This is a genomic window from Anaerotignum sp. (genome assembly GCF_031981185.1).
Taxonomy (GTDB): Bacteria; Bacillota; Clostridia; order Lachnospirales; family Anaerotignaceae; genus Chakrabartyella.
In genome coordinates this window covers 9,431-32,175 of sequence record NZ_DALYUL010000008.1, presented here as the reverse complement: position 1 = coordinate 32,175, position 22,745 = coordinate 9,431, and the positions used below count along the sequence as shown (strand labels likewise).

The window sequence follows — 22,745 nt, the reverse complement described above, 5'->3', positions numbered from 1 at the left end:
CGATAATTAAGGAAGGGCCTTTGTATGCTTCTGCCTCTTTCATTGCTTTAATCAGCTGTGCAGGATTAGCACCCATAGCAACCTGTGCAACGTAGATATAGCCGTAGCTCATTGCCAACAAGCCTAAATCTTTCTTTACTGTAGGCTTGCCGCCTGCAGCAAACTGTGCAACAGCGCCGATAGGCGTTGCTTTGGAGGACTGACCGCCTGTATTGGAATATACCTCAGTATCTACCACCAATACGTTTACATCCGCCCCAGAAGCTAATACGTGGTCTAAACCGCCATATCCGATGTCGTATGCCCAGCCATCACCGCCGTACATCCACATGGATTTTTTCGCCAGATGCTCTTTGTTATCTAAAAGGAATGCCTTCAACTCTGCACCTTCAGCAGGAACGGTTGCTTTTTCCAAAGCGACTATCAGGGCATGGGTATCCTCTTTGCTTCTGTGACCATCGTCATAGTGCTCAAACCAAACCTTTGCGGCGGTCTGTAAAGCTTCATCGCTGCTAAGCTCCAACAATTCTTTCAACTGCATTGCACAGCGCTCTCTTTGCTGTTCTACAGCCAAAACCATACCTAAGGAGAACTGAGCATTGTTTTCGAACAGAGAGTTGCTCCATGCTGGGCCCCAGCCATCTTTATTTGTTGTGTAAGGAACACAGGGAGCGGCAGCGCCCCAAGCCTGAGTACAGCCAGTTGCGTTAGCAAGATACATTCTGTCGCCGTAAAGCTGCGTCATGAGCTTTGCGTAAGGAGTTTCCCCACAACCAGCACAAGCACCGGAGAACTCCAATAAAGGCTGTTCAAACTGACTGCCTTTTACAGTATATTTATCCAGAGGATTTTCTTTATAGGAAAGAGTCAAAGAATAATCCCAATTTTGCATTTCTACCAACTGAGAATCCAAAGGTTTCATGGTCAACGCTTTTTCCTTTGCGGGACAAGCAACAACACATGCACCACAGCCTTGGCAATCCAGAGGGTCTACCTGAATACGGTATTGATATTTTGCTATTTCCCCTGCGCCGTTGGCTTTTTTTGTTTCATAGCCATATGGTGCATTTTTTGCTTCTTCCTCGGTCAAAAGGAAGGGACGGATACATGCGTGAGGGCAAACATAGGAGCACTGATTACACTGAATACAATTGCTAATATTCCATTGGGGAACATCAATGGCAACACCACGCTTTTCGTAAGCGGAAGTACCCAAAGGTGCGGTGCCGTCCTCTCTGCCTAAGAATACGGAAACAGGAAGAGAGTCTCCCTTTTGTGCATTCATAGGAATCAAAAGCTTCTCAATATATTCGGGCAAAATACGCTTCAAATCTTCTTTGTTCACTTCTGTTGCATTTTTCCAGCTTTCAGGCACATCTATTTTTACTAACCCGCTCAAGCCTGCATCTACAGCGGCATAGTTCATATTTACAATTTTTTCGCCTTTTTTTCCATAGGATTTTTCAATTGCGGCTTTCATATAGCCAACAGCATCCTCTGCAGGAATAATGTTTGCCAACTTAAAGAAAGCGGACTGCAACACGCTGTTTGTTCTGTTGCCCAAGCCGATTTCTCGACAGATTTCCACTGCATCAATGGTATAGAAAGAAATATTGTTATTTGCAATATATTTCTTTACATCAGCGGGCAAGTGGGCATCCAATTCTTCCGGCTTCCAACCACAATTCAAAAGGAAAGTTCCACCTGGTTTGATTTCGGATACGATATCATACTTGCTTATGTAAGACTGCTGATGGCAAGCAACAAAGTCTGCCTTAAATACCAAATAACTGGAGCGAATGGGCACATTGCCAAAGCGTAAGTGGCTTTTTGTAATGCCGCCGGATTTTTTAGTGTCATATTCAAAGTATGCCTGCGCATATTTATCGGTATGGTCCCCAATGATTTTGATGGAGTTTTTATTGGCACCTACGGTACCATCGGAGCCCAATCCCCAGAATTTACAAGCAATGGTGGATACATCTGTTACCTCTGGCTCAGCACCTACGGTGAGAGAAGTCATACTAACGTCATCATTAATACCCACAGTAAAGTGATTTTTACGTGGGCCCTTCATGTTGTCAAATACAGAGACAATTTGAGCGGGGGTTACGTCCTTAGAGGAAAGACCATATCTGCCGGCAAGCACCAATGGCATTTTGCCTTTTTCCATTAAAGCGGAACAAACATCTTCGTAAAGGGGTTCGCCCAAGGCACCGGGTTCTTTGGTTCTATCCATAACGGTAATGATTTTTGCGCTTTCAGGCAGTGCCGCCATAAAATGCTCCATAGAGAAGGGGCGGTACAGGTGAATTTGCAAGAAACCAACTTTTTCACCTTTTTCAATCAGATGCTCAACAACCTCTTGAATGGCACCGGAAACAGAACCCATTGCAATAATCACATGTTCAGCATCAGCTGCACCAAAATAGTTAAACAGCTTGTAGTTTCTGCCTGTGATTTGATTGATTTGGTTCATGTATTCTTCCACAATGGCAGGAAGGTTCTTATAAAAAGGAGAACATGCTTCTCTATTTTGGAAGAAAACGTCAGGATTTTGCACGATGGAGCGTTGTACAGGACGTTCAGGATTTAATGCGTTTTTACGGAACTTGCGAAGGGCATCCTGATCCATAAGCTTTCCGATTTTTTCATAATCCATAACTTCAATTTTTTGCAGCTCATGAGAGGTACGGAAGCCAACGAAGAAATGAATGAAGGGTACACTTCCTTTAATTGCTGCTAAATGGGCAACACCGCCCAAATCCATAACTTCCTGAACGGAAGCGGAGGAAAGCATAGCACAGCCGATTTGACGACAGCTCATAACGTCGGAATGGTCGCCGAAAATAGAAAAGGCGTGGGTACCAACAGTTCTTGAGCTAACGTGAAATACGCCGGGCTTTAATTGCCCTGCAATACGATACATCGGAGGAATCATTAATAAAAGCCCTTGAGAGGCGGTATAAGTTGTAGTCAGCGTGCCTGCTTCCAATGCACCATGCATTGCGCCTGCCGCACCTGCTTCAGATTCCATTTCAACCAAGCGAACGGTTTGGCCAAAAAGATTCTTTTTGCCATTAGCCGCCCAAGTATCAACATGCTCAGCCATAGGAGAGGAAGGTGTAATGGGATAGATGGTTGCCACTTCTGTAAAGGCGTAGGAAATATACGCAGCAGCTTCGTTACCATCCATAGTTTTCATGATTTTTGCGTTCATGAGTAGGCTCCTTTCATATACAGTATACAAAATACAGTTATAATTCAGCCTGTATCCAGCTTGGCCGGTACAGGATTAGAAAAACTTTGCTAAGCTGATGATAATGAATATAAATATCATTGTCAATATTTCACCAATAATATTTATTGGAAAACTCATTAAATCCTCGGTAAAAGCATTTTTTTGTTTATTTTTACTATATAGTAATTGTATTGAATTAAAAACATATATAATTATATTAAAATAAAAAATTATTTATACTTTTATATTCCAAAAAGTAGCGGGGAATTGGCATAAAAAATTGTACAAAAATATATACAATTTCTATTTTTTAGAGAAAAGGGGTTGATTACAGTGAAAGATAGGGCGTTTGACCAATCACAAATCAGACAAATTGTATGACAACAAATACATATATAGGGCAAAAAGGGGGATATCATATGAAAATTGCAGAGGTTCGCTTTTTAGAAAAGGAGGAGAGGGTAACATTACCTTGCTGGACAAATATTTTAACAGAAAAATTACGTAATAAATACATTCTATCAAAAAAGCCCTTTACCATTGAGGAAAAAGAGGGGATTTTGCAAGGAATACTGTCTGTTTCTGATGGTCAGGGTTTGTCTGTGCCATGGAGAACGAAAGCTGAGGAGTTGGTGAAAACCTTAGCGGCAGAAGGTGCCGGAATTATTATTGCTCCTAGTGAGGGGGAGTTTCCTCAAAAAATTCTGCCCATTGCCAAAGGACGAATTCTGGCGGCATTATTTGCCTTTGACGGTGCGGCGGAGGCATTGCGGCGGCAGGGCAAAAATCCAGAGGAGGCACATTTTTTAATTTCCGGTACGGATTCCGAAATGTTACCCTTGGTTTTGGCGGGAATGGGAGATTATGTGAATCATCTTTCATTTTTTGCAGATACTATGGGGGAACTGGAAGAAATACAAGAAGAACTTTTTGCGGAAAAAGGATTACGCACCGAGGTATTTTCTTCTCCCAAAAATCCCCTGTTTTCTGAGGCAGATGCCATTATTGTTTGTGGCATGGAGCAAACGGGTTATGAGCACATTATAAAAAGGTATACTGTTTTCATAGATGCCGTGGGCAATCGTCCTGTTTTGCGCAGGCTATTGCAAAGACGGTGGGACACAGCGGCGGCAGAAGGGTTCTATTTTACCTGCGATGGACAGCAAGTGGAGGGAAAATGGGCTGAGGCAAGGGCGTTTACACAAAATACGGATTTTCAAGGATTTTGGATGGAAAATTATCCGCCGGAAAAGGCAAAAGAGGTTTTTCAAGCCTTAAAACAGAAGGATTTTTCCGTTTGTGGGTTTTCGGCATTGGGTAAGCGGGTAAAGATTGGGAAAATCAAAGAGGATTTGGACAATTTGGGGGATTAACATTGACACTCTTCTTTAAGTATTATATAATTTATCAATGAATTTTGAGGGTCAAGGCCCTCTTTTTTCCTTGTTTGTGCGATTTTGACAAGGAAAACCAAAAAAAGCGGAGAGTTCCGGGAAAAAGGAGATGACAACGACCATGGCGGAAAAAAAGGTTGTTTTGACTTATGATGGTTTGAAAAAGCTTGAGGAAGAGCTTGAAAATTTGAAAACTGTCAAACGAAAAGAAGTGGCAGAAAAGATTAAAGAAGCAAGAGGACAGGGAGACTTGTCTGAAAATGCGGAGTATGATGCTGCAAAGGAAGAACAGGCTGAGATTGAAGCAAGAATTGTCGTTCTTGAAAAAATGCTGCGTAATGCGGAGGTCATTGACGATGAAGAAGTATCCAACGAAGTGGTAAGCCTTGGTTCAACGATAGAGCTTCATGATATAGAATTTGATGAGGTAATGGCTTATACCATTGTTGGTTCCGCAGAAGCAGACCCTATGAATGGACGTATTTCCAATGAGTCTCCCGTAGGTATGGCACTTTTGGGACATAGCACCGGTGAAAGAGTCACCATTGAAACACCTGATGGTGAGGCTGTTTTTGAAATAATATCGATTAAAAGATAACTAACTATAAGGTTGGCAGATTACAAAGGCCAAAAGGGAATGGAGGAAGAAACGTGGCAGAGCAAAACGAAAACGTACAGGAAAAGGAATTAACCCAGCAGGAGCTGAGTGAGCAAATTCTCATCCGTCGTGAAAAACTGGCACAATTACAGGCAGAGGGGAAGGATCCTTTTGCAATTGTAAAATTTGATGTAACCCATCACAGCAACGAAATCAGAGATGCTTTTGACGAGTTGGAGAACAAAGATGTGGCAATTGCAGGCCGATTAATGAGCAAACGTATTATGGGGAAGGCATCCTTTTGCAATATTCAGGATCGTAATGGCAACATGCAGTCCTATGTGAGCCGTAACGATATTGGTGATGAGGAATATGCCGCTTTTAAAAAGTTTGACATTGGCGACATTGTTGGCATCAAAGGCTTTGTTTTCCGTACAAAGACAGGAGAAATTTCTGTGCATGCTAAGGAGGTTACCCTTCTTTCTAAAAGCTTGCAGGTTCTGCCTGAGAAGTTCCACGGCTTAAAGGATCAAGAAATGCGTTATCGCCAAAGATATATGGACTTGATTGTAAACCCTGAGGTTAGAGATACCTTTATTAAGCGTTCTAAAATTATCAGCGAGATTAGAAGATTTTTAGATGGAAAGGGCTTTTTGGAGGTTGAAACGCCTGTGTTGCAAACCATTGCAGGTGGTGCTTCTGCAAGACCTTTCATTACACACCATAATACACTAGATATTGATATGTATTGCCGTATTGCTCTTGAGTTGCCCTTAAAGCGTTTGATTGTAGGTGGTTTTGAAAGAGTATATGAAATTGGACGTGTGTTCCGTAACGAAGGGATTTCCGTAAGACATAACCCTGAGTTTACATTGATGGAGCTGTATCAGGCTTATACAGACTATAATGGCATGATGGATATTACTGAGGAAATGTTCCGCACCGTTGCACAAAATGTTCTGGGTGGAACAAAGGTGCAGTATGGTGGTCATGAATTGGATCTGGGTCAGCCTTTTGCAAGAAAAACTATGGTTTCTTTGGTTAAGGAATATACCGGTGTAGACTTTGATGTAGTAAAGGATACCGAGGAAGCAAAGGCATTGGCTAAGGAACGCCATATTGATTTTGAAGATCGTCATGTAAAAGGAGATATTCTGTTACTGTTCTTCGAAGAATTTGTAGAAAAGAATTTGGTTCAGCCTACTTTTGTTATTGATTATCCCGTTGAGGTATCTCCATTAACAAAGAGAAAACCTGAGAACCCTGACTATACTGACCGTTTTGAACTATTCATCGTAGGTCGTGAATATGCAAATGCATATTCTGAGCTGAATGACCCCATTGACCAACGTGGACGTTTTGAGTATCAGGAAATGTTGCGTGAAGCAGGGGACGATGAAGCCAATATGATTGATGAAGATTTCTTAACTGCATTGGAATATGGTATGCCTCCTACCGGTGGTTTGGGTGTAGGTATTGACCGTTTTGTTATGCTGTTGACAGAAGCTGTTTCTATTAGGGATGTAATCTTATTCCCTACGATGAGACCCCTTGATAAATAAATGTAAATGAGAGAGCGCGGTAATCGAAAAGCAAAGGTTTCCGTGCTTTTTTTTGCACTTTTTCCTGAAAATTATTTCTCAACAGGCAATTAAGCCAGGACAAAACTACCGGCTAAGATATTGATGGGTTTGGTGAATCATTTTTAAATAAATATGGCATTTACCTAAGGAAACAAATATTGCAAGGTAAATAAAATATGGCATAAGAATTTTTTCTACGAAGGCTTTTTCATAGACTTTGTTTAACATTTTTCTATGGATTTATGCTATAATGCATACAGTGGCGTAAAACAGCGCTGTATGTCTTTTACCACAACTTTTTTGTGAAAGAAAATGGAAACGTAAGGGCTAAAATCAGCGAAGACGTTCATAAACCAATTTTTCACGTGAAAGAGGTTAGAATAAAAATAGTTTTTAATTACAAGATTATGAACTTAAGGAACTTAGCTTTTTTTCAAAAGTATAAATTTTTTTGTATCAAGAAATTTGGACAAGTATTTTTCTCTTTTTTTAAGAATTTATGGCACGTTAATATGATATAATGAAAACAGCGTCATATTTCCAAGGGGTAGGGTGTGTATTATGGAGGCTTTAAAGGGTGTATTTGATAATTTGGGAGTAACTGGATTTGTTCGGCCTTCTATTGGCTTTTCAGATATTTTAGATATTTTGATTGTTGCCTATATTATTTATAAAATTATATTTTGGATTAAAGAAACAAGGGCATGGGTGCTGTTTAAGGGTATCTTGGTCATTCTTGCCTTGGCAGCTATCGCTGCTATTTTGCAGCTGCACACAATTATTTGGATATTGTCCAACACCATTTCTGTTGGTATCATAGCAGTGATTGTTGTGTTTCAGCCGGAGCTTAGAAAGGCTTTGGAACAGCTGGGAAAAGGGCGGTTTTTTTCGTATTTCATTCGTACTGATGAGGAAGATAGCCAGAAGGCATCCACCAGAACAGTGGATGAAATCATCAAGGCTGCAGACAAAATGGGAGCGGTAAAAACCGGTGCCTTAATTCTGATTGAGCAGGAAGTACCTTTGGGGGATTTGGAGAGAACTGGAATTCCCATTGATGCTTTGATTTCCAGTCAGCTATTAATCAATATCTTTGAACATAATACGCCGTTACATGACGGTGCCGTAATTATACGCAGAAATCGGGTTGCAGCAGCCACCTGTTTTTTGCCTTTAACCGATAGTAATGAAATCAGCATGGAATTGGGTACAAGACATCGTGCGGCCATTGGTGCCAGTGAGGTTTCCGATGCTTATGTTATTGTTGTTTCTGAGGAAACAGGGTCTATTTCCGTGGCTAGAGGCGGTGTTCTTTACCGTGATTTATCTGCTGATCAATTAAGAACGATGCTTTCACAAACCAAGAAAGTTGGCAAGAAGAAACTCTCTTTTTGGAAAGGAAGGCAAGATAAATGAAAAAATTTCAAGAAGCACTGATGAAAGATTTAGGATGGAAATTGCTTTCCATAGGGATTGCTACAATCATGTGGTTTATGGTAATTAATATTAATCAACCGGTTGACACAAGAACCTATTCCAAGTATATTACATTAGACAATATGGAGGTTTTGACAGACCGAGGACTAACAGCAAGAAATGCGGAGGATATTGCCGCAACAAAGGTGAACATTAAAATCAAGGCCCAACGTACCTCTTTGGACCGTTTAAATCAGTCTAATGATTGGCTTCAGGTCTCTGTGGACTTTTCTGAGCTGAAAACTGCTATGGCTGGAGATACGGTTTCTTTGCCTGTGAAGGTAGAAATGCTTGGGGGATATAGTGGTTATACCGTTGTGAGTAAGGCACCTGCAAATATTCAGGTAAGTATAGAAAGATTGGCAAGTAAAGAACTTCCCATTGAAATTTCTTTAAATGGTGAACTTCCCAAGAATGCCTTGTATTCTGCCCCTGTATTGAGTGCGGATACTGTTTGGGTGAAAGGGCCTGCGTCGACGGTGGAGCGGGTTGCAGCGGTACGAGGCGTGATTAATGCTCAAGATGTTCAAGGAGATGTGCAGCTCAACGCCAAGTTGGTACCTTATGATTCCAATGGTACACAAGTGAAGGGTGTGAAGCTAGGAACATCTGAGGTTACGGTGATATATGGGGCACTGGGTTTAAAATCTATCCCTATTAAGGTGAATATTTCTGGTACGCCTGCTGATGGCTTTGAATTGGGGGAAACAACTTGTACACCTCAAACCATTGAGGTGGTTGCCAACCCTGATAAATTGAAGGATCTTATTTATATTCAGTTACCGGATATTGATATTTCAGGAAGCAGTGCTACCCTTAGAAAGAGTTTTGCTGTGGCAGACTATCTTCCTGAGGGAGTAACGATTAAAGATGGGAACAGCCCAACCATACAGGTAAATGTGCAAGTATTGGCTGCAAATAGCCGTGAGATTGTTGTCCGTTCAAACCAGCTTACCGTGCTAAAAGGGGAAAGTGGAATGAGCTATGAAATCAGCGGCAGTGCGAAGGTTGTAATTACCGGTGATGACACATTGATTAATAGTATAGATGAGAGTACCCTTACAGGTACTGTGGATGTAAGCGGTCTTGCTGTGGGGCATCATAAGGTACCGATTACCTTGACTTTAGCAGACGGCGTAACGGCTGGGAGTGCATACATTGATGTTGTGATTTCCCAAGAAGTAGACGCATCCGATAGTGAATGATTTTTTTTGGAGGAAATATAAATGGGTAGATTATTTGGTACTGATGGTGTAAGAGGCGTTGCCAATACGGAATTGACCGGGGAGATGGCATATCAGCTTGGTCGGGCTGGGGCATATGTTTTGACGAAAGAAAAGAAGCATGCGCCGCGTATTTTGGTGGCAATGGATACACGAATCAGTGGTGATATGTTGGAGTCTGCTTTGGTTGCAGGTATTTGTTCCGTTGGTGCCCACGCGGTGCTTGCAGGGGTAATTCCCACACCTGCTGTGGCATATCTGGTGCGTCACTATCGTTTGGACGCAGGGGTAATGATTTCTGCATCTCATAATCCAGTAGAATATAATGGTATTAAGTTTTTTAGTGATCAGGGCTATAAACTGAGTGACGAATTAGAAGATGAAATAGAAAATATTGTTTTAAGTCGCATGGAGGTTTTGCCGTGTCCCACGGGTAGTGGAATAGGAACCAGAGGCTATGCAGAAGAAGCGCTGGATGATTATATTGCATTCCTTAGAAACAGTACAAAAGAGCGCTTTCAGGGAATAAAGGTGGCATTGGATTGTGCCAATGGAGCTGCTTATAAAGCGGCACCCATAACGATGCTTGAGCTGGGAGCCCAACTTTGCATCATACATAATGAGCCTGACGGAACCAATATAAACGATAAGTGTGGTTCAACCCATATGGAGGATTTAGTGGCATTGGTGAAGGAAAATGGCGCTGATATTGGCTTTGCCTTTGACGGAGATGCTGACCGTTGCTTGGCGGTGGATGAAAATGGTCAACTGATTGACGGAGATAAAATTCTGGCAATTTGCGGGTGCGATATGAAGGCAAGGGGAGAATTGAAAAAAGATACCATTGTTGGTACGGTGATGTCTAACCTTGGGCTGACAATAATGGGACGAGAAAATGAAATATCTGTTTTGCAAACAAACGTAGGTGACAGGTATGTTCTGGAAAATATGCTGACAGAAGGCTATAACTTAGGGGGAGAACAATCCGGTCATATTATTTTTCTGGATTACAACTCAACGGGGGATGGTGTTTTAACAGCAATTCAGCTTTTATCTGTCATGAATCGCAGTGGGAAAAAGGCTTCTGAATTGGCGAAAACCATGGAAGTAATGCCCCAGGTTTTAGTGAATGCTCGTGTAAACAATGCGCGAAAGAATGAATATATGGAGGTTCCTGAAATTAAAGCTTCGATTGAGGCTTTGCAGGAGAAATTTTCTTCTGACGGAAGAGTGCTAATTCGTACTTCCGGTACAGAGCCTTTGGTGCGAGTAATGATTGAAGGCAAGGACAAAGAAGCAATGGAGAAGGAAGCCACGAAGCTAGCAGCTTTTATTGAGGAAAAGCTTCAGTAAAAAAAATTCCCCTGCTGTAGGATAAAACTACTTGACTGTAGCAGGGGATACGCATAAAATAGAAAAGGACTGCTTTGCAGAAAAAGGTTTAGAAATCACGGAGTGTGATTCGCTTTTATGCTATTGGCAGAGCGTTCTTATCACACAAACTTGTCTCAGTAGCTCAGTTGGATAGAGCGTCCCCCTCCTAAGGGGAAGGCCGCAGGTTCGACTCCTGTCTGGGACATCGCAAAGGGTTGAAAATTCAAGGTTTCTTGGGTTTTCAGCCCTTTTTCGTTGACTTGAAGTTTTGTTAGCAGATTGATAGTATTTAAGTTGTACTTAAAAATATAATCTGCTTTCTTGCGCTGGATTGTACATGAGTAAAGGAAGTTAAAGGATTGATGAAATACAACAGTAAAGAGGTGAATTAAAAAACGCAAAAGCGCCCTAATGTCCAATTAAGACGATTTTGCATTTTTCTTTGCTATTCTTTTGCTTTTTGTAAGGAGAATTATAATAGGAGCTCCTTGAGAATATTTTGAGATGTTTTAAGTTTTAAGTGGGGTCCTCAAATTGCTTTGACGCTAATCCTTTAAAAGAAATGTAAAAAATATTTAATTTAATTTTAGTTAGCTATTGATATTGCAGAATATGCACCTTTCTCTTGTAATAGAAATTTTCCGTAATCATATCCACCGGATATACTATCCCATTGAGGGGGAATTAAAATGTTTCCCACATTATCAAGCAACCCAAACTTTTTATTTTCATTAACCAGGATGAACTTATTTGCATTTTCACCGTATTCATATTTTCCTACAAAGTCCCAAGTTTTATTTCCAACAAGCTTTCCATCCGTATCAATAATAGCATATTTTATTTTTCCCTCTTTACTTGTTTCTGCAATGGCAGTTCCGTTGTTAAATTGTGTAACATAATCCCATTTATCAGCAATTACCAATTTACCTTCTGAATTAATAAAACCCCATTTTCCTTTTTCGGTTTTCACTGCCGCTAAATTTTCTGTACAATCCTTAAAATCGGTGAAAACATAACCAGTTACTAATTTACCTTCTGTATTAACCGCGGCATATTTTTTGTTTTTTTCTGCAAAGCCCATATTGCAACTGAAACTATTTAGGATATAGCCATCAATATTAGCAATTACTTTTCCCCGTTTATCAATCATGGTTGATGTGCCATTACTTTTTTGAATTACTCCAATTCCGTTTTTAAAAGAAGATAAAATGCTTTTTTGGGGAGGTGAAATAATCTTTCCATCAATTCCAATATATCCGTTATCACCTTCCACAGTTTCATAAATAGCTACACCTTCTGATGGCATAAATAACTGTGAATATGTTATTTTATTTTTCTTGGATTGGTCATCAAAATAATAATCTTCAACTTTTGTAACCACAATTCCATTTTTATCTATAAATCCATATAAATTTTTATTTATATTAACAGCCGGAGCAAGTCCATTTTCAAAAACTCCAAGACGATCCCATTCTATAGGTATAGTAAGTTTTCCGGTTTTATCTATAAATCCATATTTTCCGCCTTTTTTTACCATAGCCATATCATCATTAAAAGTAGATATCCACTGGTAATTTAAATTTAATACCATTTTCCCGTCTGTTTCTATTAATCCAAATTCTTTATCCTTGACAACGACAAACAATCCATTCTCGCAATCTTCCATAAAAGTATACTGAGGACTAACAATTATTTTCCCCAGATTATTTATAAGGCCATATTTTCCGTTTTTAGATACAATAGCACGTTCGTTTTTGAAAGGCATTGCACTTTCCCAAGATGGAGAAGCAATTATATTCCCTTTTGTGTTAATAAATCCAATTCCATTTTTATCTTTAATGGGTATTAAATTTTCTGAAAAACCGTGTAAAGTCTTATAATTTGTATTGAAATTTGTCTCGTATTTAGCAATTTCGCTGGCGTATAAATTTTTTTCACTAAATAAATTACATCCACTGCTTAATAATAGACTAGTAATTAAAAACTGTATTACATTCTTTTTTTTCATTTGGAACACTCCTTTTCTATATATTACCATATTATGCGACAATTATATCATGGATTTTTGTATGTGGAAGAAACTAATGTGATATTAGGGCATCAGATATCCGGTTTTTTGCAATGGACACAAATGGAATTTTGTACTGCTTTTTCATTCGCATTTGCAACTTGACTGTAGGAGAGGTTATTCATATAATACTTTAAAAGGGGGGAAGGGAATGAGAATGGTTTTAATCAATAGTAGTCTAATAAAAAACAAGCATTCCATCTCTATTTTTGATAAATGAATTTCTAGCAGTGGATACTGTATATCGGCATTGATATACTGTGTTAGAAATTATTTATCCAATAGAGAAAGGGTGTTATGAAAATGAATAATCATGTTGTTACGAGATTATCTTCAACGGGAGTAAGCAAAGAGGTGGGTAATTATACCCATATAACAAAAATAAAGCCAAGTGCGACATTTTATACATTTTCAGGGCAAATAGGAGCAGATTTAGGTGGCAATATTCCTGCTGAATTTAATCAGCAAGTAAAGAATACATTTATAAATATATCAAATTTACTTAAGAGTGTGGATTTGGGGCCAGACAATGTAATTAAGGTAAATATATGGTCAAAAGAAGAAATTGACTGGGAGTATTTCGATAAAATATATTGTGGGTTTTTTGGAGAAATTCCTCCTTCTATGACAATTGCTTATGTAAATGCTTTAGGATTGGATACCATAAAAATTGAAATAGAGATATGGGCTGCAGGATGAACTTTTTAGACTCAAAGGATTCATGATTACTATACATGTTTCTGCGTGCCTACATATATGAATAAAAAAGAGCTGGGACAATTTGTCCAAGCTCTTTTTTACTTCAATTGTGCGTCATGTTATCATTGAGGCAATATTGCTTAAATCTTTTTAGAAAGTTAATTCATTTATCATTGTATGGTTAAAAGAATTAACGAGGTTCAATGTATTTATAGTTTATTAGATATGAAAAAAATACTGCACCGCCAAGGAGATAACGGAGACGGAAAGCCAGCACAAAAAACCTAGAAATATAGGCCTAGCTCCATTTTTCACTAACTTAATAATATTTGTGTTTAACCCGATTGCGGCCATAGCCATGACAATCATAAATTTGCCAGCTTGCGACAGAAAATGAGTTGCATCACTTGGAATGGGCAAGAATGTATTCAATACGGATGCACCCAGAAAACCAAGGACAAACCAAGGGAATATTTTAGCAATACTGTAATTTGCATTTTCTCCCGCATTCTTTTTTGAAGTAATGACTGCAAGAATAAGGGTAATGGGAACAATGGCCAGCGTTCTTGTAAGCTTCACGATTACAGAGAGATTTCCTGCGGTATCGCTGAAAGCATAGCCTGCAGCAACCACGGAAGAGGTATCATTGACTGCGGTTCCTGCCCAGAGACCAAAGGTATGGTCACTCATTCCAAACAGGTGTCCCAAAGCGGGAAACAGAAACGCCGCAATTACATTAAAGAGAAAGATTGTAGAAATAGAACGAGCGATTTCTTCATCTTTAGCGCTAATGACTGGGGCTGTTGCCGCAATTGCAGAGCCGCCACAAATGGCAGAGCCAACACCAATCAGCGTTTTTGTGTTTCCGTCTAACTTGAGTAACTTTCCTGCAAAATAAGCGGTTAAAAATGCTGCCGATAAGGTAAACACCATTAATAATAAGGTTTGCTTACCAACACTAAAAATATTAAATAAGTTCATTTCAAAACCCAGAAGGATGATTGCGTATTGCAGTATTTTTTTTGATGTGAATTGAATCCCTTCGTTAAAGTGAGTGGGTCGATTCCAGAAAGCCAGAATCATACCGAATAATATTCCTAAAACAGGGCTTCCAATGATAGGAAATGCCTTGCCGATCAACCATGCAGGAATAGCAATTACGCCGGCAAGAAGGATTCCCCCAATTTTTCTTTTTACCATGTTTGTTCTTCTCCTTTTTTCAATTTTATACTGTTTATATTATACCTCTTGTATTATAATAATTAAAATATTATTATAAGATAATATTGATAAGTAAAAGCTTATGTATAGGAGGCAACTTATGACGTTAAGGCATTTTAAAATTTTTATAGAAGTTTGCGAGACTATGAATATGACCCAAGCAGCGGAGCGACTGTATATTTCCCAGTCAGCCGTGAGTCAGGCAATTTCTGACTTGGAGGCATATTACGGCACAAAGCTATTTGAGCGGCTTTCCAAAAGGATCTATCTTACTGATGCAGGAAAAAAGCTACTGAGCTATGCTAGACATATTACTAAAATGACGGAGGAAGCAGAAGCCAATATAAAATCTTTGTCGGAAAGCGGTGTAATTCGAATTGGAGCCAGCGTAACGGTAGGCTCTGCTATTTTACCAAAACTGGTGAAGTCTTTTCGAAATGTAAGTCCTACTACAAACTTTGAGGTTGTTGAGGATAATACAACAGTGATAGAATCCCTTATATTAAATAACGAGGTGGATTTTGGGTTAGTGGAGGGAGAAATTCTTTCACCTGATATCACCATAAAACCCTTTCTGCAGGATGAGCTTATTTTAATCTGCGGGAAGGAGCATCCCTTTTCACAAAAGGCATTGGTATATCCCTATGAGTTAGAGAAGGAAAATTTTATTATCCGCGAAAAAGGTAGTGGTACCAGAAGGCTCTTTGAAATAAAAATGGCGGCGAGCAGTATCAGTTGGTCTGCATCTTGGGTTTGCAATAATTCGGAGACCATAAAGAATGCCGTTGAGAACAATTTGGGCATTTCGGTAATCTCCCAAAAAAGCGTTTTGAAGGAGCTTGAAAATAAGACTCTATATACCTCAGCAATTGATGGGATAGAGTTTATTAGGTATTTTAAAATAGCCTATCACAAAAAGAAATATATAACTCAAAAAATGAGTCAATTTATAGAGCATTTAATCAATTCATATTGAAAAATATTAAGGGAGAGAAGGGAGAGTTGAAAATTTTGCTGCCATTGCCTTGCTGTTCCTTTAAAAACCAAAAAAGCAATCTGTAGTTACACGTTATTTTTACTGACAAATAATATATAAGCTTGTAAGAGAATAAAAATCGTTTAATTGAAATAAGAGTATTGACAAATTTATGTATATAGATATAATACAGTATAGTAACTATACAAATGGGAGGTGAGGTAGTGCACGATTATCGAGACGTATCTCGCTTAAGCGAACGAGTGATGCATAAATACATGCAGTTTGAGAAAAGAGCACGTTGCTATGGTACGGATAAGCCTTTGACTCAAGCAGAAATTCATACCATTGTAATCATCGGAGAAAAGCTTGATATTAATGTGACCGAGCTGGCAAAACTTCGTGGTGTTACAAAAGGTGCAGCATCTCAGATGATATATAAGTTGGTGGAAAAGGGCTTTGTTTCAAAGCATGTATCCCCAAATTCGGATACAGAGGTATGTTTGAATCTAACAAAGGATGGCCAAATTTCATTTTGCGTTCATCAAGAATATCATGAAGAATCGGGTTCGGAATTTATGAAGATGCTGAATGATATGCCCCAGGAGTATCAAGATTATATGATAACTTTCCTCAAAGGCTGTGAGTCATTCTTAGATAGAAAACTAAACACGAAGGAAAAGAAAGGCTGATTTATTCGGCTTTTCTTTTTGGACTAACAGTATAGATGCTATATAGTATAAGTTCTAAACATAATGGAGGTAGAAGAAATGGATACAAACAAAAATATGGTTTTGCTTTCCCAAGCACCAGTACCAAAGGCGTTGATAAAGCTAGGAATACCCACCATGGTTGGGATGATGGTTTCTTCATTATACAACTTGGTGGATGCTTATTTTGTGGGCACATTAGGCACATCCCAACAGGCGGCAGTGGCGGCAGTGTTTCCTGTTGGACTCGTGATGCTGGGGGTTGGCTTACTGTTTGGCAGTGGTGCAGGCAGTTATTTAAGCAGGCTCTTGGGAAATGGAGATAAGAAGAAAGCGGATGAATGTGCATCCACTGCCCTTGCCCTAGCTGTTCTTTCTGCTATTGTGTTTGTGGGTATTATGCTTGCAGGAATTAATCCGTTATTACGGCTATTAGGTTGTACGGAAACAATGCTTCCTTATGCCAGAGAGTATGCAATTCCTTTTATTATGGGACTTATTGTTAATGTAGTTAATGTGACCTTGAGTAACCTTACTACAAACGAAGGTGCACCCATTTATTCCATGCGTGCAATGCTTCTTGGCGGCCTAGGAAATATTATCCTTGACCCTTTGCTTATTTTTGTTTTTCATATGGGGGTTTTTGGTGCGGCTATTGCTACATTGCTTTCCAGATTGCTCTCTCTTTCTTCTTACTTACTATATTTATTTCAGAAAAAAAGCAGCTTAGACTATTCCTTAAAAAATGTGCACATTGAGAAGAAGCTTCTGATACAGATTGCCAAAATTGGCATTCCTACCTGCATTTTTCAGATTTTATGCAGCGTTGCCCTCTCTATCACCAATAATCTTGCTGCTCCATACGGAGATGCGGCTATTGCGGCGTTGGGAATAGTTAATCGGATTACTACCTTTGGCTATATGACCATTATGGGATTTTTAAAGGGCTATCAGACCTTCGTAGGTTTTAACTATGGAGCAAAAAGCTATAAACGCATGCAGGATGCAACCAAAACTATGCTTTTGTGGACCTCATGTTTTTGTTTATTAGCCAGCGGCACAATGTTTTTATTCAGGGTTCCCTTGATACAAGCATTTAGTAAAAATGATCCCTTACTGGTCTCCATTGGCGTGAAGGTATTGGTTTTGCAAGCCTGTGTGTTTTTAACTGCTGGCTTTCAATATGTATTTACTACAAAATTTTTGGGAATGGGAAAGGGAATGGAAGGCAGCTTGGTAAGCCTTGGCAGGCAGGGATTTTTCTTTATACCCATTGTGTATATTTTTACAGCAAGTTGGGGCTTAAACGGCTTGATTTTGGCGCAACCCGTGGCAGATTTTTTGTCTTTTGCATTAATTGGAATCCTTGCTTTTCGTAATAAAAAGAAAGAAGAAAGTTTGTATCTTTCCGCTGTATTATAAAAAACTATTTATTGAAATTTTTTAGAAAATACTGATAAATGCAAAGTGTAGCTGCTGTACATTTTGAAAATTATCAGTATTTTTTATTTTGCCAGTCTCTTGACAAAAAAGCAAAAAAAGCATACTATAATAGCGTAGATAACAGTGTTATGTATGAGGAGGTTTCCTTTGAAAAACGATAGAGAAACAAAAGAGCAGTTGATTCAGTGGGGAAGGAAAGAATTTTTGGAGAAAGGCTTTGCTCAGGCATCCCTACGCAATATTTGTAAAAATGCAGGGGTTACCACAGGTGCTTTATATTTCTTCTTTGAGAACAAAGAGGATTTATTTGCCTCCATCGTGGAAAAACCTTTGAGCCAGCTAAATCAAATATTAAATGAGCATTTTGACAAAGAGTTAAATCAGGAGGATTACCATAATCCGGGGAGAGAGAATTCTGAAGACTTGGCATGTGCCAAGGAAATGCTCCATTGCATTTATCAAAATTATGATGCTTTCCAGCTTCTGTTAACAAAAGCCAGAGGCTCCAAGTTTGAACATGCAGAGGAGCAATTTGTAGAGATGAGTGAAAAAAAATACCGTCTTATTGCTGATGATGTTTGTAGACAAAAAAATGTGCCAAAACCAGCAGAATATATGCTGCACTGGTTCGCCCATACCCAAGTGAATCTTTTTGTTCATCTGGTCTCCCATGAAAAATTAGAGGAGAAAGCAGGGCGGAATTTGGAAGCTATGGTTGCATGTATGACAGCTTGCTGGAACCAGCTTTTACTGGATAAGTAAACATAGATTGGAAGGTGATGTTGGATGAATGAATTCATGATTTTGCTCATTCCATTTGCGGGTACCTCATTGGGTGCGGCAATGGTATTTTTTATGAAAGATGCAATGAATGAAAAGGTCAAGAAATTGCTTTTGGGCTTTGCGGCGGGAGTCATGATAGCTGCTTCCGTATGGTCATTGCTGATTCCTGCCATTGATTTAGCGGGAGAACAAAAGGGTCCTTCATGGTTACCTGCATTGATCGGTTTTTTGTTGGGTGTGGGGTTTTTATTAATATTAGACACTGTGATACCTCACTTGCATTTGGATAGTGACAAACCAGAGGGCGTATCTAGCAAGTTTTCTAAAACAACAATGCTGGTGCTTGCTGTAACCCTACACAATATTCCTGAGGGAATGGCTGTTGGTGTTACTTTTGCAGGGGCAATTTTGGGGGGCACTAATATCACCATGATGTCCGCTTTGGCTTTGGCGTTAGGCATTGCAATACAAAATTTTCCCGAAGGGGCAATTATATCTATGCCTTTGCGCAATGAAGGTGCCAGCAAGAAAAAGGCTTTCTTATATGGCGTGGGCTCCGGCGTGGTGGAGCCTGTTGGGGCAGTGATTACTATTTTGTTGGCAAAGCAGGTAATACCTATATTACCATATTTTCTTGCCTTTGCTGCAGGTGCCATGATTTATGTGGTCATTGAGGAATTGATACCGGAATCACAAGGGGGAGAGCATTCCAATATTGGTACGATTGGTGCGGCATTAGGCTTTGCGCTAATGATGGTGCTGGATGTAGCATTGGGCTGATGTAAAAAATCATCAAAGGGGGGATAACGCTTGCCTAGAAATGATGAAATAAGAAATGCCTATAAAACCATGGGAGGTGGGCACACTTTTTACGATGGTATGATTACCTGCTCTACTTTTTTGGGAAAAACTGTATGCAAGATGATATGGGGAATGAACCAAGACGAAAATAACCGGTATTTACAATTGGCTCTTCAGGGAATTCCTTCAGACTTTTCGGGTAAAATGCTGGAAGTGCCTGTAGGTACAGGAATTTTGACTATGCCTATTTATGCAAGACTACAAAAGTCAGAGATTATCTGTTTGGATTATTCCAAGGAAATGATGGCACGGGCGCAACACAGAGCGGATGCTATGCATTTTCATCATGTTACCCTTTGCCAGGGGGATGTGGGGGCGTTGAATTTTCCTGATGAAACCTTTGATTTGGTGCTATCCCTGAATGGGTTTCATGCTTTTCCTGATAAAGAAGGGGCATATAAGGAGATTTTTCGCGTTTTAAAGCCCCAAGGAATTTTCTGTGGCTGTTTTTACGTGCAGGGAGAACGGAAACGAACCGATTGGTTTATTGAGAGGTTTTATGTACCAAAAGGGTTTTTTACCCCGCCCTTTGAGACAAAACAAAGCCTAGAAGGTAAATTGCAGGAAATGTATGACCAAGTGCAATTAAATTGTGTGGGAGCAATGGCCTCCTTTACTTGCATAAAAGGTAAATAAAAAAACCCGTTGCTAGTCAAATCCCAGCAACGGGTTTTTATTTTTATAGAATAAAGAAGTTTGTGTTTCTTTGACATATTTTAAGAACAGAATGTCTAACCGATTTCTATCAGAAAATAGCTTTATCATGTCTTTTTAGGTGCCACAAAATTGAGTGGATAGGGGTTTAGTCTATCAAACCTTTACTTTTCAAGAAATCTGAGGCTACTTCTTCCACGTTTTTCTGTTCCACATTAACTTGATAATTCAGTTCTGTCATTTCTTCATCATTGATTTGTCCTGCCATGAGAGTTAACACGTCTTTTAGTTCTGGGTGTTCTTTCAAGGTATCATTACGCACAAGGGGAGCTGCATAATATGGGGGGAAGAAATTTAGATCATCTTTCAATACCTTTAGATCATATTTTTTGATTTCTGCATCGGTGGTAAAGGCATCGGTTGCATCCATATCATTGTTGCCAATGGCTTGATATTTTAAGGATACATTCATCATTTTGGGGTCGCCCTTAAAGGAAACACCATACATATCACAGAAGCCTTCAAATCCATCTTCGCGATTAAAGAATTCGTTTTCACCGCCGAAAACTAGATTTTCGGATACACCTTTCAGATCTGAGGATTTTTCCAAATGGTATTTATCTGCCGCTGCCTTTGTGACAGCGATAGCGTAAGTATTATTAAAACCATAAGGCTCCATCCAAGAAATATCAAATTGTTTATTAAATTCCTCTTTTACCACGTTATAAGCTTCCTGGTGATCGGTGATGACATCCATTTTCAAATGGGCAGTCAGACCTGTGCCAGTATACTCGGAGTAAATATCAATATCGCCCTTTTTCAGTGCTTCAAAATTGATAAAGGTACCACCCATATTCAGCTTACGCTCAACCTTTAATTCTGTTTTGTTTTCGATCAGCTGAGAAAGAATTTCACCAAGAATGATATTCTCGCTAAAATCCTTAGAACCGATGACAACAGTATCCTTACTGCCGCAGCCTGTCAATGCCATGGAAAAGACAGCCGTAACGGCAATAGCCAAAGAGAGTAATTTCTTTTTCATATGCTTTCCTCCTCTAAAAAATAATATTATTTTGCACGTTTCACCAGTTTATGCTCAAACTTAGACATAAAAAAGTCGAAGGCAACCGCCATAATGACTACCGGAATAGTCCCTTTCATAATTGCGGAGAAGTTCATGGTTTGAATCCCACGATAAATAGGATAACCAAGACCGCCAGAGCCAATGAGTACGCCGATTACCGCAATGGATAATGCTGTAACAGTGGCGATTTTGATTCCTGAAAAGATCAGGGGGAATGAAAGGGGCAGTTCCACCTTAATCATACGTTGCAGTTTCGACATCCCCATACCCCTTGCCGCATCCTTTAAGTGAGGAGGTACTCCTGTCAACCCAATATAAGTATTACGGACAATAGGAAGAAGAGAATACAGAATAAGTCCAATCACTAAAGTTACGTTGCCAAGACCAAAAAAAATCATCAAGATGGCTAAAAGTGCCAATGAGGGAATTGTCTGCAAGGAATCCACAACCCAAAGGATTATTTTATCCAAATAGGGTACCCAATATGAGATGATACCAAGGAATATTCCGATTACTGTGGAAAATCCGATGGCGATTAAAACAAGAACCATATGCTGTATAGTCAGGGAAAATAAATCAGTCATTTTTTCACCTCCCAAGTCTTAGGCCTCGGGGCGTCATAACACGTTGGATGAATCCAATCAGTGTATTTGCCAGGAGAGCCATAATTGCAGCGGGAATTGCCCCTGCAAGAATATATTTTGTTTCATAGGTAGAAAGTCCCGTCCAAATCATATCGCCAAGGCCACCTGCACCTATCATACCTGCAAGAGTTGCCCAGCTGATGATGTATACTGTGGATAGGCGCAAGCCACCGATGATTGCCGGCATAGCAAGGGGCAGTTCTACTTTAAAAAGAATTTGCATGCCGCTCATGCCGATACCCCTTGCGGCTTCAATACAATGTCCATCCACTTCCAGAATACCCGTATAGGTATTACTTAGAATTGGAAGTATAGCATACAGAGAGAGCGCCGCAATTGCGGGTGGCTTCCCGATGCCCATTAAGATTAGCATGATTCCCAATAGGACGAGACCGGGTATTGTTTGAATCACCCCTGCAGCGGTTAAAACATATTTAGCCGCAGTTTTATGACGGGTGAGGATAATGCCAACGGGCACCGCCACAATGACACCAATGCATACGGATATGAACACAAGCTCAATATGGGTAATCACAGCGGTGAGGATTTCATTGGAATGCTTTGTAAAAAATTCCATATAACTCATTGCGTCATCTCCCCCCAAAGAGCTTCGCCCATGGCTTTCGCCATACTGGTTTTTGTGATTAGTCCGGCTACTGTATTATTATCATTTAATACGATAACATAGCCGGTGGGTGAAGCAATTAATAGCT

General features: G+C 39.6%; 20 protein-coding genes and 1 tRNA gene. 14 read left to right on the top strand and 7 right to left on the bottom strand.

Going from position 1 to position 22,745, the window contains the following annotated elements:
* Nucleotides 1–3,220: pyruvate:ferredoxin (flavodoxin) oxidoreductase (gene nifJ / locus RTK36_RS06095; protein WP_331654970.1), on the bottom strand; the 3,220-nt coding region annotated here is incomplete at its 3' end.
* Nucleotides 3,221–3,660: 440 nt separating this feature from the next.
* Between nifJ and RTK36_RS06090 the strand changes: the two genes are divergently transcribed.
* The 7 genes from RTK36_RS06090 to RTK36_RS06060 all read left to right on the top strand — a co-directional run bounded on the left by RTK36_RS06090 (nucleotide 3,661) and on the right by RTK36_RS06060 (nucleotide 11,094).
* On the top strand, nucleotides 3,661–4,614 hold the full coding sequence (locus RTK36_RS06090; protein WP_312045287.1) for a hypothetical protein: 954 nt from the start codon (nucleotides 3,661–3,663) through the stop codon (nucleotides 4,612–4,614).
* Nucleotides 4,615–4,756: 142 nt separating this feature from the next.
* Nucleotides 4,757–5,233: a transcription elongation factor GreA gene (greA, locus tag RTK36_RS06085; protein WP_312045285.1), complete on the top strand. Its 477-nt coding sequence runs from the start codon at nucleotides 4,757–4,759 to the stop codon at nucleotides 5,231–5,233.
* Between the two features lie 104 nt (nucleotides 5,234–5,337).
* On the top strand, nucleotides 5,338–6,795 hold the full coding sequence (gene lysS, locus RTK36_RS06080; protein ID WP_442871338.1) for a lysine--tRNA ligase: 1,458 nt from the start codon (nucleotides 5,338–5,340) through the stop codon (nucleotides 6,793–6,795).
* Nucleotides 6,796–7,377: 582 nt separating this feature from the next.
* Nucleotides 7,378–8,232 (top strand): diadenylate cyclase CdaA, encoded by an 855-nt coding sequence (gene cdaA / locus RTK36_RS06075; protein ID WP_312045281.1) that lies wholly within the window; start codon nucleotides 7,378–7,380, stop codon nucleotides 8,230–8,232.
* Nucleotides 8,229–9,497, top strand: coding sequence for a CdaR family protein (locus RTK36_RS06070; protein ID WP_312045279.1), 1,269 nt, complete (start codon nucleotides 8,229–8,231; stop codon nucleotides 9,495–9,497). The genes cdaA and RTK36_RS06070 overlap by 4 nt, the downstream gene beginning before the upstream one ends.
* 21 nt (nucleotides 9,498–9,518) lie before the next feature.
* The gene (glmM, locus tag RTK36_RS06065) at nucleotides 9,519–10,868 is read left to right on the top strand and encodes a phosphoglucosamine mutase (RefSeq protein ID WP_312045277.1); all 1,350 of its coding nucleotides are present in this window, start codon (nucleotides 9,519–9,521) and stop codon (nucleotides 10,866–10,868) included.
* Nucleotides 10,869–11,020: 152 nt separating this feature from the next.
* A tRNA-Arg gene (locus RTK36_RS06060) sits at nucleotides 11,021–11,094 on the top strand.
* Nucleotides 11,095–11,475: 381 nt separating this feature from the next.
* On the opposite strand, the gene RTK36_RS06055 is transcribed toward RTK36_RS06060, so the two are convergent.
* Nucleotides 11,476–12,897, bottom strand: coding sequence for a WG repeat-containing protein (locus tag RTK36_RS06055; protein WP_312045275.1), 1,422 nt, complete (start codon nucleotides 12,895–12,897; stop codon nucleotides 11,476–11,478).
* A 363-nt stretch (nucleotides 12,898–13,260) separates the two neighbouring features.
* On the opposite strand from RTK36_RS06055, the gene RTK36_RS06050 reads away from it, so the two are divergent.
* Nucleotides 13,261–13,656 carry a RidA family protein gene (locus RTK36_RS06050; RefSeq protein WP_312045273.1) on the top strand — a complete coding sequence of 132 codons (396 nt, stop codon included), beginning with the start codon at nucleotides 13,261–13,263 and terminating at the stop codon, nucleotides 13,654–13,656.
* A 219-nt stretch (nucleotides 13,657–13,875) separates the two neighbouring features.
* Here RTK36_RS06050 and RTK36_RS06045 read toward each other — a convergent pair whose 3' ends face one another.
* Nucleotides 13,876–14,856: a YeiH family protein gene (locus tag RTK36_RS06045; RefSeq protein WP_312045271.1), complete on the bottom strand. Its 981-nt coding sequence runs from the start codon at nucleotides 14,854–14,856 to the stop codon at nucleotides 13,876–13,878.
* 121 nt (nucleotides 14,857–14,977) lie between these two features.
* On the opposite strand from RTK36_RS06045, the gene RTK36_RS06040 reads away from it, so the two are divergent.
* From RTK36_RS06040 to RTK36_RS06015, 6 genes are all read left to right on the top strand, one after another.
* A complete protein-coding gene (locus RTK36_RS06040) occupies nucleotides 14,978–15,853 on the top strand; it encodes a LysR family transcriptional regulator (RefSeq protein ID WP_312045269.1) in 876 nt (291 codons plus the stop codon).
* 224 nt (nucleotides 15,854–16,077) lie between these two features.
* Nucleotides 16,078–16,545 carry a MarR family transcriptional regulator gene (locus RTK36_RS06035; protein WP_312045267.1) on the top strand — a complete coding sequence of 156 codons (468 nt, stop codon included), beginning with the start codon at nucleotides 16,078–16,080 and terminating at the stop codon, nucleotides 16,543–16,545.
* A gap of 78 nt (nucleotides 16,546–16,623) precedes the next feature.
* Complete coding sequence (locus tag RTK36_RS06030; protein ID WP_312045265.1) at nucleotides 16,624–17,985, top strand: MATE family efflux transporter; 1,362 nt, start codon at nucleotides 16,624–16,626, stop codon at nucleotides 17,983–17,985.
* A 168-nt stretch (nucleotides 17,986–18,153) separates the two neighbouring features.
* A complete protein-coding gene (locus RTK36_RS06025) occupies nucleotides 18,154–18,768 on the top strand; it encodes a TetR/AcrR family transcriptional regulator (RefSeq protein WP_312045263.1) in 615 nt (204 codons plus the stop codon).
* 24 nt (nucleotides 18,769–18,792) lie between these two features.
* Nucleotides 18,793–19,569 carry a ZIP family metal transporter gene (locus tag RTK36_RS06020; protein WP_312045261.1) on the top strand — a complete coding sequence of 259 codons (777 nt, stop codon included), beginning with the start codon at nucleotides 18,793–18,795 and terminating at the stop codon, nucleotides 19,567–19,569.
* Nucleotides 19,570–19,599: 30 nt separating this feature from the next.
* Nucleotides 19,600–20,286, top strand: a complete 687-nt coding sequence (locus RTK36_RS06015) for a methyltransferase domain-containing protein (protein WP_312045258.1) — start codon at nucleotides 19,600–19,602, stop codon at nucleotides 20,284–20,286.
* Nucleotides 20,287–20,452: 166 nt separating this feature from the next.
* On the opposite strand, the gene RTK36_RS06010 is transcribed toward RTK36_RS06015, so the two are convergent.
* The 4 genes from RTK36_RS06010 to RTK36_RS16675 form a co-directional block, all read right to left on the bottom strand.
* The gene (locus tag RTK36_RS06010; protein WP_312045256.1) at nucleotides 20,453–21,346 is read right to left on the bottom strand and encodes an ABC transporter substrate-binding protein; all 894 of its coding nucleotides are present in this window, start codon (nucleotides 21,344–21,346) and stop codon (nucleotides 20,453–20,455) included.
* A 26-nt stretch (nucleotides 21,347–21,372) separates the two neighbouring features.
* The gene (locus tag RTK36_RS06005; RefSeq protein ID WP_312045254.1) at nucleotides 21,373–21,972 is read right to left on the bottom strand and encodes an ABC transporter permease; all 600 of its coding nucleotides are present in this window, start codon (nucleotides 21,970–21,972) and stop codon (nucleotides 21,373–21,375) included.
* Between the two features lie 4 nt (nucleotides 21,973–21,976).
* On the bottom strand, nucleotides 21,977–22,618 hold the full coding sequence (locus RTK36_RS06000; protein WP_312045252.1) for an ABC transporter permease: 642 nt from the start codon (nucleotides 22,616–22,618) through the stop codon (nucleotides 21,977–21,979).
* Nucleotides 22,615–22,745, bottom strand: a 131-nt coding sequence (locus tag RTK36_RS16675; RefSeq protein ID WP_442871337.1) for a hypothetical protein, incomplete at its 5' end; no start/stop codon positions are given. The genes RTK36_RS06000 and RTK36_RS16675, both read right to left, overlap by 4 nt.

What these genes read in the sequence shown, in the direction of transcription:
- RTK36_RS06090 (WP_312045287.1), top strand. Translation starts at nt 3,661, where the DNA reads ATGAAAATTGCAGAGGTTCGCTTTTTAGAAAAGGAGGAGAGGGTAACA.
- greA (WP_312045285.1), top strand. Translation starts at nt 4,757, where the DNA reads ATGGCGGAAAAAAAGGTTGTTTTGACTTATGATGGTTTGAAAAAGCTT.
- cdaA (WP_312045281.1), top strand. Translation starts at nt 7,378, where the DNA reads ATGGAGGCTTTAAAGGGTGTATTTGATAATTTGGGAGTAACTGGATTT.
- RTK36_RS06070 (WP_312045279.1), top strand. Translation starts at nt 8,229, where the DNA reads ATGAAAAAATTTCAAGAAGCACTGATGAAAGATTTAGGATGGAAATTG.
- glmM (WP_312045277.1), top strand. Translation starts at nt 9,519, where the DNA reads ATGGGTAGATTATTTGGTACTGATGGTGTAAGAGGCGTTGCCAATACG.
- RTK36_RS06055 (WP_312045275.1), bottom strand. Translation starts at nt 12,897, where the DNA reads ATGAAAAAAAAGAATGTAATACAGTTTTTAATTACTAGTCTATTATTA.
- RTK36_RS06050 (WP_312045273.1), top strand. Translation starts at nt 13,261, where the DNA reads ATGAATAATCATGTTGTTACGAGATTATCTTCAACGGGAGTAAGCAAA.
- RTK36_RS06045 (WP_312045271.1), bottom strand. Translation starts at nt 14,856, where the DNA reads ATGGTAAAAAGAAAAATTGGGGGAATCCTTCTTGCCGGCGTAATTGCT.
- RTK36_RS06040 (WP_312045269.1), top strand. Translation starts at nt 14,978, where the DNA reads ATGACGTTAAGGCATTTTAAAATTTTTATAGAAGTTTGCGAGACTATG.
- RTK36_RS06030 (WP_312045265.1), top strand. Translation starts at nt 16,624, where the DNA reads ATGGATACAAACAAAAATATGGTTTTGCTTTCCCAAGCACCAGTACCA.
- RTK36_RS06020 (WP_312045261.1), top strand. Translation starts at nt 18,793, where the DNA reads ATGAATGAATTCATGATTTTGCTCATTCCATTTGCGGGTACCTCATTG.
- RTK36_RS06010 (WP_312045256.1), bottom strand. Translation starts at nt 21,346, where the DNA reads ATGAAAAAGAAATTACTCTCTTTGGCTATTGCCGTTACGGCTGTCTTT.
- RTK36_RS06005 (WP_312045254.1), bottom strand. Translation starts at nt 21,972, where the DNA reads ATGACTGATTTATTTTCCCTGACTATACAGCATATGGTTCTTGTTTTA.
- RTK36_RS06000 (WP_312045252.1), bottom strand. Translation starts at nt 22,618, where the DNA reads ATGAGTTATATGGAATTTTTTACAAAGCATTCCAATGAAATCCTCACC.